This window comes from Streptomyces flaveolus (assembly GCF_044765825.1).
GTDB classification, from domain to species: Bacteria; Actinomycetota; Actinomycetes; order Streptomycetales; family Streptomycetaceae; genus Streptomyces; species Streptomyces flaveolus.
This window is the reverse complement of sequence record NZ_JBIWKU010000015.1, coordinates 72,894-82,344: the sequence shown is the minus strand read 5'-3', so window position 1 is coordinate 82,344 and position 9,451 is coordinate 72,894. Positions and strand designations below refer to the sequence as shown.

Genomic DNA, 9,451 nt, shown 5'->3' with positions numbered 1-9,451 from the left:
ACGGGGGGGGGGGGGGGGGGGGGGGGGGGGGGGGGGGGGGGGGGGGGGGGGGGGCCGGGGGGGGGGGGGGGGGGGGGGGGGGGGGGGGGGGGGGGGCGCGCGGGGGGGGGGGGGGGGGGGGGGGGGGGGGCCCCCGGCCCCCCCCCCGCACGGGCCTCGGACGGACGCCTCACGAAGCGACGTCGCCGTTGATGTGCCGCTGCGCGTACTCGAAGCCCAGGTCGCCGAACTGCGTGCCGAACGCGATGGACTCCTCGACCGTCTTCCTGAAGTGCACGCCGCCCCGCACCCGGCTGACGGCACACTCCCGGACGAAGTCGGTCCAGGTGGAGTAGTGCAGCTCGACGTCGCGGGCGGGTGTGATCCCCGGCTCCACCCGCGTCTTGCCGGCGGCCGTGGTGAACCTGAGGTCCAGGACGTCGTCGCCGAAGAAGCGCCGCACCGCCTGTGCCTGGGCGGCGCAGAGCGTGGTGGAACCGGACGGGTACTCGGGGTGGTCCCCCACGTTCAGGTAGCCGGTCCACTCGTCGGCGGGGATGTCGGTGACCCTCCCCTTGCCGGGTCCGCCCCAGGCGGTCACCGGATTGCTGCCGTACACGTGCCGGATGGCGCTGAACGGCCGGACGGAGTCGTACTTGACCTTCTGGTACCAGCAGACGACCAGCGCGTCGAACAGCGACACGGTGTTCGTGAAGAACAGATGGACCCAGCGGTCGAGGTCCATCTCGTCGGCGTGCGCCCGGCCCGCGGCGCCCACCGATCTGCCGATGCCCAGGAGCTTGTCGTCGAAGAACTCGACGGCCACCTTCTGCTCGTCGGTGAGGCCGGCCGACGCCTCCAGGACCTCGTCCACCGAGCGTTTGTAGTCACGCACCCGGGTGTGGTCGGTGTGCCGGGGCGGGGCCAGCTTGAACCGGCTCGGGTCCCGGAAGGTGTGGGCCCGGGTCAGCGCCATCTGCGGGGTGACGAAGTGCTGGACGACGAAGATGCCCTTGTCGCCCGTGTCCGCGCCCAGACGGCGGCTGTGGGGTCCCCGGTTCGGTTGCCAGCGCGAGGGGTGCTCCAGCTCGTAGGCCGTGTTCACCGGCCGGTAGCCGGTGTAGTCCGCGTAGGGCCGGCCGTTGTACCGCCGGCCCACGTCTCCGAGCTGGTTCATGCCGTCCCGTTCGGCGGCCGCGACGACGGCCTTGCCGGCCAGGTTGCCTATGCCCACCGGGCTGGTACGGTCCTCCGACGTGTCGTCGGGGTTCAGGCCGACCGCGATCATCAGGTCCCGGAACGCCGTCTCCCGCCCCGCCTCGACGCCCTGCACCACCCGGTACGAGGCGTACATGCCGGCGATGTTCTTGTTCCTGTTGGTGGCGGCCTCGCTGGAAGGACGCCGGCCGAGGCGGGAGTGCACGCCCACCGCGGTCGGGTGGTAGGGCGCCACCGCGTCGAACCATGCGGTCGTGGACAGGTGGACGAACCGGTGCAGCACGGTCGCGTCCATCGGGGCGATGGCGCTCTCGAGCGGACTGAACCGGTAGATCAGGTCCCAGATGAAGTTGCCGGTGTCGAAGTCGAAGTCCACCGGCGCCGTGGCGGCCGAGCCGGCGGCGGCCGTGCCGCTGAGCCCCATGGTGGCCAGCGTCACGGTCGAGGCACCGCCGAGCAAGAGCGACCTGCGCCGCGGTGTGACTGCTGCGAGCGGAGAACGTCTGGAGGTGGTCATGGAGTGTTCCCTTTGTCTCGTCGTGGCAGCAAGGAGGTCGGAAAGGCTCTCCGGTGACAGCCGGAGGGGAGGGGAAGACGCACCTTGCGGGAAGGGGAAAGGAGAGGTGGGCACTTCGGCTGCGAGGCGGCCTCGTGCCCGAGGCCCTCAGCTGCCGTGCGCTCCCACGCGCACGCCGGCGGGAGCGGGAGAACCGGTGTCAGCCGCCTCCGCGAGCAGTGAGGTCAGCAGTTCACCGAGGATCTGCGGGCCGTGCTGGGTGAGCACGCTTTCGAGATGGAACTGCACGGACCGGAATCCCGCACCGCGCAGCGCGTGCACTTCCCCGGTCTCGGGCTGACGGCTCACCTCCACGGGCTGCCGCCGTCCCACGCCGGCCACCGAATCGTGTGCGGCGCGCGCCGCGTACGTGTTGTAGAAGCCCACGAGTTCGTCGCGGCCGAACAGGTTCACCCTCTTCTGCACGCCTTGGTTGGGCACCGGGCGCCGGACTATGTCCAGGCCCAGTTCACCGGCGAGGACCTGGTGGCCCAGGCAGATGGACAGGAACGGGACGCTTCCGGCGAGCAACTCGCGGGTGAGCACGCGCAGCGAGCCGATGCGCGGGTCACTCGCGTCGCGGGGGTCGCCGGGGCCGGGACCCACGACGACGAGGTCGAACTCCTCGGCCGGCAGGGGGCGGTCGAAGCGGGTCAGCGTGGTGCGCAGGCCGAGGGCGCGCAGTTGATGGCCGAGCATGCCCGTGAAGGTGTCCTCGTTGTCGACGATCAGCACCTGTTGCCCGGTCAGCTCCGGATCCGGCGGGCTGTGCCGGGTTCCGTCGAGCCAGAAGCGCGACAGCGTGGCGTTGCGGGAGCGGAGGGCCCTGCGCACCCGGGGATCGTCGGCCAGTGACGGGCGGGCCGCCGTCCTGGGCGACGCGGCGCTCCCGGTGCCGGCGCCGTCCGGCGCGAGGCCGAGCGCCTGCAGCACTCCCGCGGCCTTGGCCCGGGTCTCGGCCACCTCGGAGGCCGGGGCGGAGTCACGGACGAGGGTGGCGCCGACGCCCAGTCGCAGCCGGCCGGTGTCGTCGATCTCGGCGGTGCGGATCATGATCGTCGAATCCAGGGTGCGGTTGCCCGCCGCGTCCCGGCCGATCAGCGCGAGGACACCGCCGTAGTATCCGCGGCCCGCTGTCTCATGACGGGCGATGACCCGGAAGGCGTTCTCCAGTGGGCTGCCGGTGACGGTCGGCGCGAGCAGGGTCTCGCGCAGCACGTCGCGTACGTCCAGTTCGCTGTGCCCGGTCAGAACGTACTCGGAATGCGTGAGCCGTGCCATTTCCTTGAGGAACGGCCCGTGCACCCGGCCGCCGAATGTGCACATACGAGCCATCATTTTCAGTTCTTCGTCGACCACCATATAGAGTTCATCGGCCTCTTTCCGGTCGTCGAGGAACTCCAGTGTCCCGGAAATGTCCGGACCGGCCGGTGGATGCCGGTAGGTCCCGCTGATCGGATTCATGGAGACGGTGCCGCCGGCCATGCTGACGTGCCGTTCCGGCGACGCGCCGACGAACGTGCCCGCCCCGGTGTGGAACAGGAACGTCCAGTACGACCCCAGCTCGCCGGTGAGCAGCCGCCGGAAGACGGCCAGCGCCGTGCGCACCGAGTAGTCGTCCAGCCGCGCGACGAAGGACCGCCGGATGACGAAGTTGGAACCGGCGCCCTGCCCGATCTCGTCGCGCAACACCCGCTCGACGACCGCCGCGTACTCCTCGTCGCCGATGTCGAAGCCGGCGTCGGACACCTTCACGGCCAGGTCGGGCAGGCCGGTCAGGGCCTGCTCCCGACTGACCCGGGCCTGTTCCCGTACGCGCAGGGCGAGCAGAGGCGCGTGGTCGTCGCGGCAGGCGAAGCCGCGTTCGGTGATCTGCCGGTAGGGAACCGCCACGAGCAGGTCGTGCCGCGCTCCGTCCGCCGGCCCTTCGGGCAACGGCAGCTCCGGCAGACCGGACACCTCGCAGACCTCGCCGGTGAGGATCTCCACGTGCGCGTTCTCCGCCGAGCCGGGCCGGTACAGCAGCGCGAAGGCACGCCCGTCCCGGCCGAGGGCGGCCAGGGCGTCCGGGGGGCCGGCCGCACTCGAATCCGTCCCAAACATATTGCTCCCCTTCACGTGAGATCAGATGACCCCCTGCGATATTGCGGAGGACAAAGGCGCCGCACAATGACGTGAAGCCGCCATCCCGCGTTTCAGCCAACGGAGTCTGCGTGTGGCGTGCCCCTATGGCGTGAACAACTGAAGGGCATGGCACTACTCGGGCGGGTAGTGGGCGAGGCCGCACAGCGCGCTTACTGTCGTGACATGCCGATTCGACGAGAGCGGTGAATACGACTGTGGATGTGCTGGTCCAGAAATACGGCGGTACCTCTTTGCAGACGCTCGCCCGTGTTCGGCACGCAGCCCTCCGGGTCGCCGCCGCGCGGCGGCGCGGCGCGGCGGTGGCCGTGGTCGTCTCCGCACGTGGTGGCCGGACCGACGACCTGCTGCGCCTGGCGGCGGACATCGGCGCCACGTCCGCGTCCCGTGAGCTGGACCAGTTGCTGGCCGTGGGCGAACAGGAGTCGGCGGCGCTCATGGCCCTCACTCTGAACAGGCTGGGAGTGCCCGCGATCTCGCTGACCGGTCAGCAGGCCGGGATCGAGACCACCGACCGGCACGGTGAAGCGCTCATCTCGCGCATCGGAGCCGCCCGGGTGCGGGAGTCCTGGGACGCCGGCCAGGTGGCCGTGGTCACCGGCTTCCAGGGCATCGACCGCGCCGGGGACGTCGCCACGCTCGGGCGGGGCGGCTCCGACACCACCGCGGTGGCGCTGGCCGCGCGGCTTCGGGCAAGGGCCTGCGAGATCTACACCGACGTGGACGGCGTCTTCAGCGCCGACCCCAGGATCCTGCCCGCGGCGCGGTGTCTGCCGTGGGTCGCACCCGGCGTCATGGCGGAGCTGGCGTTCGCCGGCGCGAAGGTGCTGCACACCCGCTGCATCGAACTGGCCGCAATGGAAGGGGTCGAAGTGCACGTGCGCAACGTGTCGTCGCAGGCGCCCGGAACCGTCGTCGCGGAGCGGCCGGAGGACCGGCCGCTGGAAACCCGGCGGGCCGTCGTGGCGGTGACGCACGACACCGACGTGGCCCGTGTGCTCGTGCACTGCCGCGACAGCCGCCGGGACCTGGCGCCCGACGTGCTCGAGGTGCTGGCAGCGCAGGGGATGGTGGTGGACCTGGTGGCCAGGTCCGGGGCTCATGAGAGCGAGTTCCGCATGGGATTCACCATCCGGCGCAGCCAGGCGGATTCCGTCCGGGTCCCCTTGCACAAGGTGACGGCCGCCTTCGGCGGCGGCGTGCACTTCGACGAGAACGTCGGCAAGGTCTCGGTCGTCGGTATGGGGCTGCTCAGCCGTCCGGAGTACACGGCCAGGCTCATGGCGGCACTCGCTGCCGCGGGGATCCCGACGAGCTGGATCTCCACCTCCCAGATGCGGCTGTCCGTGATCGTGCCGCGCGAGCGCACCACCGACGCCGTCGAGGTCCTGCACCGCGAATTCCACCTCGACCGGCAGGAGCCGAGCGACGTCACGTCCGCGACCGGCCCTTCCGCCACCGTTTGAGAGGCAGGACACAGTGGCAGTACACAATGCTTCGTTCGCTCGAAGTCTCCGTCTGCGCCGGCTGTTCCGGCACGCCGACGGCCGCCTGTTCGTCGTCCCCCTCGACCACTCGGTCACCGACGGGCCGCTGCGGCCCGGGGATCTCGACTCCCTGCTCGGCGAGTTGGCCGGCACCGGCGTCGACGCCGTGGTCCTGCACAAGGGCAGTCTCCGCCACGTCGACCCCGGCCGGTTCGGTGACATGGCGCTGATCCTCCATCTCAACGCGAGCACCCGGCTCGCTCCGGACCCGGACGCGAAGTACCTGGTCGCCCATGTCGAGGAGGCGTTGCGGATGGGCGCCGACGCGGTCAGCGTCCACGTCAACCTGGGATCGCGGCAGGAGGAGCGGCAGGTCGCCGATCTCGCGGCCGTCGCGGACGAGTGCGACCGCTGGAACGTTCCTCTGCTCGCCATGGTGTACGCCCGTGGCCCGGGGATCAGCGACTCGCGTGCGCCGGACCTGGTGGCGCACGCCGCGACACTGGCCGCCGATCTCGGCGCGGACGTCGTCAAGACCGACTACGTGGGCACGCCCGAGCAGTTGGCCGACGTGGTACGGGCCTGTCCCATCCCGCTCATCGTGGCCGGCGGCGCCCGCTCGGCGGAGACCGACACCGCACTGGCCCAGGTGTCGGACGCGCTGCGCGGCGGTGCGGCCGGAGTGGCGATGGGCCGCAACGTCTTCCAGGCCGATCGTCCCGGTCTGATGGCGGCCGCCGTCGCGCAGTTGGTGCACACGGCCCCGCAGGCCTCCGACCGGGACGGCGTGACCGACCGCCTCGCCCTCATGTCCTGACTTGTCCGATCGACCCGAGACCCATCGCCCTGTGCTGAGGAGATATTCGTGAAGCTGTGCTGGCTGGACATCCGCAGTGTCGACGGAGCCAAGGAAGCCATCGTCGAGGAAGCCGTTCACCAGCGGGTGGACGCGATCGTGGCGGCCGACCCGGCCGACCTGGAGCCGCTTCCGCCGACGGTGAAGAAGGTGCTGTTCCCGCAGCACCAGCCGCTGCCGGAGAAGCTGGGGGCCGCCGACCTGGTCATCGTCGACCCGGCCCGCCACGGGGAGCCCGCCGAGCTGGCGCAGCAGTACCCCGATGTGGAGTTCGGCCGGTACGTGGAGATCAAGGACGCCGACAGCCTGGAGGACGCCTGCCGCGCGGCGCGACTGGACAAGTGGAGCCTGCTGTACTTCCGGGACCCCACCAAGATCCCGCTGGAGATCGTGCTGGCCGCCGCGGCCGGCGCGAAGGGCAGCACGATCACCCAGGTCGCCGATGTCGAGGAGGCCGAGATCGTCTTCGGTGTCCTGGAGCACGGTTCCGACGGCGTCATGCTCGCCCCCCGGGTTCCCGGCGAGGCCACGGAACTGAAGACGGCCGCGGCCAGCAAGGCGGCGGACGTGCCGCTGGTGGAGCTGGAGGTGACCGGCATACGGCGGGTCGGCATGGGCGAGCGTGCCTGTGTCGACACCTGCACCAACTTCCGTCTCGACGAGGGGATCCTCGTCGGTTCGCACTCCACCGGCATGATCCTCTGCTGCAGTGAGACCCATCCGCTCCCGTACATGCCGACCCGGCCGTTCCGGGTCAACGCCGGCGCGCTGCACTCGTACACGCTGTCGGCGAGCGGGCGGACGAACTACCTGAGCGAACTCGTCTCCGGCGGCCGCGTGCTCGCCGTCGACGCGCAGGGCAAGTCGCGGGTCGTGACGGTGGGCCGGGTGAAGATCGAGACCCGCCCGCTGCTCGCCATCGACGCGGTGTCGTCCTCGGGCGTGAAGGTCAACCTCATCGTCCAGGACGACTGGCACGTGCGGGTGCTCGGCCCGGGCGGCACGGTGCTGAACGTCACCGAGCTGGCGCCGGGGACGAAGGTGCTCGGCTGCCTGCCCGTCGAGAAGCGGCACGTCGGCTATCCGATCGACGAGTTCTGCATCGAGAAGTGAACGCTGCCGTGGACGAAGCCGCGACGACCTCCGCACCCGTCCTGGACTTCCACGTCCGGCTGGCTCCGGTGCCCGGAGCGGGCGAGCGGCTGCTGCGGACGATGGACGACTGCCGGCTCGCACGAGCGGTGGTGTGCGCGGGCGGGACCATCGACCTCGACCGCCTCTCCCGCCAGCTCGTCGAGGGCGGGCACGTGGAGACCGACGCCGACAACGACGCCGTGCTCACGGCCTGCGCGGGAAGCGACGGGCGGCTGGTGCCGTTCTTCTTCGCCAACCCGTACCGCCCGCCCGAGGTCTACCGGGCCCGCGCCGCCGAGTTCCGCGGCCTGGAGCTCTCCCCCGCGGTGCACGGCACCGCTCTGGCGGACGACCGGATCGCCGAACTCGTCGCGGTGGCACAGGAGTTCCGTCACCCGGTGTACGTGGTGTGCCTGGACCGCCCGGGCGCGGCAGTGGCGGACCTCGTCACCCTCGCCCGCCGGTTCCGGCAGGTGGACTTCGTGCTCGGGCACAGCGGCGTGGGCAACATCGACTTCTACGCCCTCACCCTGATCCGGGACGAGCCCAACATCTCGCTGGAGACCTCCGGTGGCTACACCTGCGTGGCCGAGGCGGCCGTGAGCCGTCTCGGCGCGGGACGGGTCGTGTTCGGTTCCGAGTACCCGCTGCAGCATCCCGCCGTGGAGCTGGCCAAGTTCCGGGCCCTGGGGTTGTCGCCCGGACAGTGGCGGCAGGTCGCCTGGGACAACGCCCATCGACTGTTAGGAGAGGAAAAGCAGTGAACCCGACACGCTCGAGTCTGCCGCGGCTCGGCCAGTGGAACGGACCGGAGGATCTGCGGCTCCTTCAGGAGAAGCAGCTTCAGCAGACCGTCGGATGGGCGTCCCGTTCGCCGTTCTACCGCGGCCGGCTCGACACGGCGGCCCTGCCCACGACCATCGACGACCTCGCCTCCCTGCCGCTGACCTCCAAACAGGACCTGCGGGACAACTACCCCTTCGGGATGCTGGCCGTCCCGAAGGAGCGGCTGGCCACGTATCACGAGTCGAGCGGGACCGCGGGCCGGCCCACGCCCTCGTACTACACGGCGGACGACTGGGTCGACCTGGCCGAACGCTTCGCCCGCAAGTGGATCGGCATCACCGCCGAGGACGTCTTCCTGGTGCGCACACCGTACGCGCTGCTGCTGACGGGGCATCTCGCACACGCCGCCGGCCGGCTGCACGGGGCCACCGTCGTGCCCGGTGACAACCGCTCGCTGGCCATGCCGTACGCCCGCGTGGTGCGGGTCATGCACGACCTGGGCGTCACGCTGACCTGGTCGGTGCCGACCGAATGCCTCATCTGGGCCGCCGCGGCGACCGCGGCCGGGCACCGGCCCTCCGAGGACTTCCCGGCGCTGCGCGCGCTGTTCGTCGGCGGCGAGCCGCTCACCACCGCCCGCCGCGACCGGATCAGCCGGTTGTGGGGCGTCCCGGTGATCGAGGAGTACGGCTCCACCGAGACCGGCAGCCTCGCCGGCGAGTGTCCGCACGGACGGATGCATCTGTGGGCCGACCGGGCGCTGTTCGAGGTGTACGACCCGCAGACCGGCACCGTCCGCGCGGAGGGCGAGGGCCAGCTGGTGGTGACGCCCCTGTACCGCGAGGCGATGCCCCTGCTGCGCTACAACCTCGAGGACAACGTGTCGGTCGCCTACGACGACTGCGCGTGCGGCTGGAACCTGCCCACGGTCCAGGTGCTCGGCAGGGCCGCGTTCGGCCATCGGGTCGGCGCCACGACCGTCACCCAGCACCGGCTGGAGGAACTCGTCTTCTCGCTCCCGGACGCCTACCAGGTGGTGTTCTGGCGGGCGCGGGCGGAGCCGGCCGCGCTGCGCATCGAGATCGAGGTGCCCGAGGGGCACCGGGCGGCCGCCGAGGCGGAACTGGCGCACTCGGTGCGGACCGCGGTCGGTGTGGACAGCACGGTCACCGGCCTCCCTCCGGGCACCCTGATCCCCCACGGCGCGCTGACCGCCATGCCCGACGTGGTCAAGCCGCGCAGCCTCTTCGGGCCCGACGAGGACTGGGGCAAAGCGCTCCTCTACTACTGATG

The 9,451-nt window shown here is 71.2% G+C and carries 7 protein-coding genes; 5 read left to right on the top strand and 2 right to left on the bottom strand.

The window, feature by feature from the left end; all coding sequences use genetic code 11:
• Positions 1–169: 169 nt before the first annotated feature.
• A complete protein-coding gene (locus ACIRG6_RS33775) occupies positions 170–1,714 on the bottom strand; it encodes a vanadium-dependent haloperoxidase (protein ID WP_364823927.1) in 1,545 nt (514 codons plus the stop codon).
• Positions 1,715–1,861: 147 nt separating this feature from the next.
• A complete protein-coding gene (locus ACIRG6_RS33770; RefSeq protein ID WP_365023866.1) occupies positions 1,862–3,856 on the bottom strand; it encodes an anthranilate synthase family protein in 1,995 nt (664 codons plus the stop codon).
• A 242-nt stretch (positions 3,857–4,098) separates the two neighbouring features.
• On the opposite strand from ACIRG6_RS33770, the gene ACIRG6_RS33765 reads away from it, so the two are divergent.
• Genes ACIRG6_RS33765 through ACIRG6_RS33745 form a run of 5 tightly spaced genes read left to right on the top strand, consistent with a single transcriptional unit; the run spans position 4,099 to position 9,449 of the window.
• Positions 4,099–5,361, top strand: a complete 1,263-nt coding sequence (locus ACIRG6_RS33765) for an aspartate kinase (protein ID WP_364683674.1) — start codon at positions 4,099–4,101, stop codon at positions 5,359–5,361.
• A gap of 13 nt (positions 5,362–5,374) precedes the next feature.
• Entirely contained in the window at positions 5,375–6,199 is an 825-nt protein-coding gene (locus ACIRG6_RS33760) for a 2-amino-3,7-dideoxy-D-threo-hept-6-ulosonate synthase (RefSeq protein ID WP_364683676.1), read from the top strand.
• A gap of 48 nt (positions 6,200–6,247) precedes the next feature.
• Entirely contained in the window at positions 6,248–7,351 is a 1,104-nt protein-coding gene (locus ACIRG6_RS33755) for a 3-dehydroquinate synthase II (protein ID WP_239767239.1), read from the top strand.
• An 8-nt stretch (positions 7,352–7,359) separates the two neighbouring features.
• A complete protein-coding gene (locus ACIRG6_RS33750; RefSeq protein ID WP_364683678.1) occupies positions 7,360–8,136 on the top strand; it encodes an amidohydrolase family protein in 777 nt (258 codons plus the stop codon).
• Entirely contained in the window at positions 8,133–9,449 is a 1,317-nt protein-coding gene (locus tag ACIRG6_RS33745; RefSeq protein WP_403325472.1) for a phenylacetate--CoA ligase family protein, read from the top strand. The genes ACIRG6_RS33750 and ACIRG6_RS33745 overlap by 4 nt, the downstream gene beginning before the upstream one ends.
• The last annotated feature ends 2 nt before the right edge of the window (positions 9,450–9,451 follow it).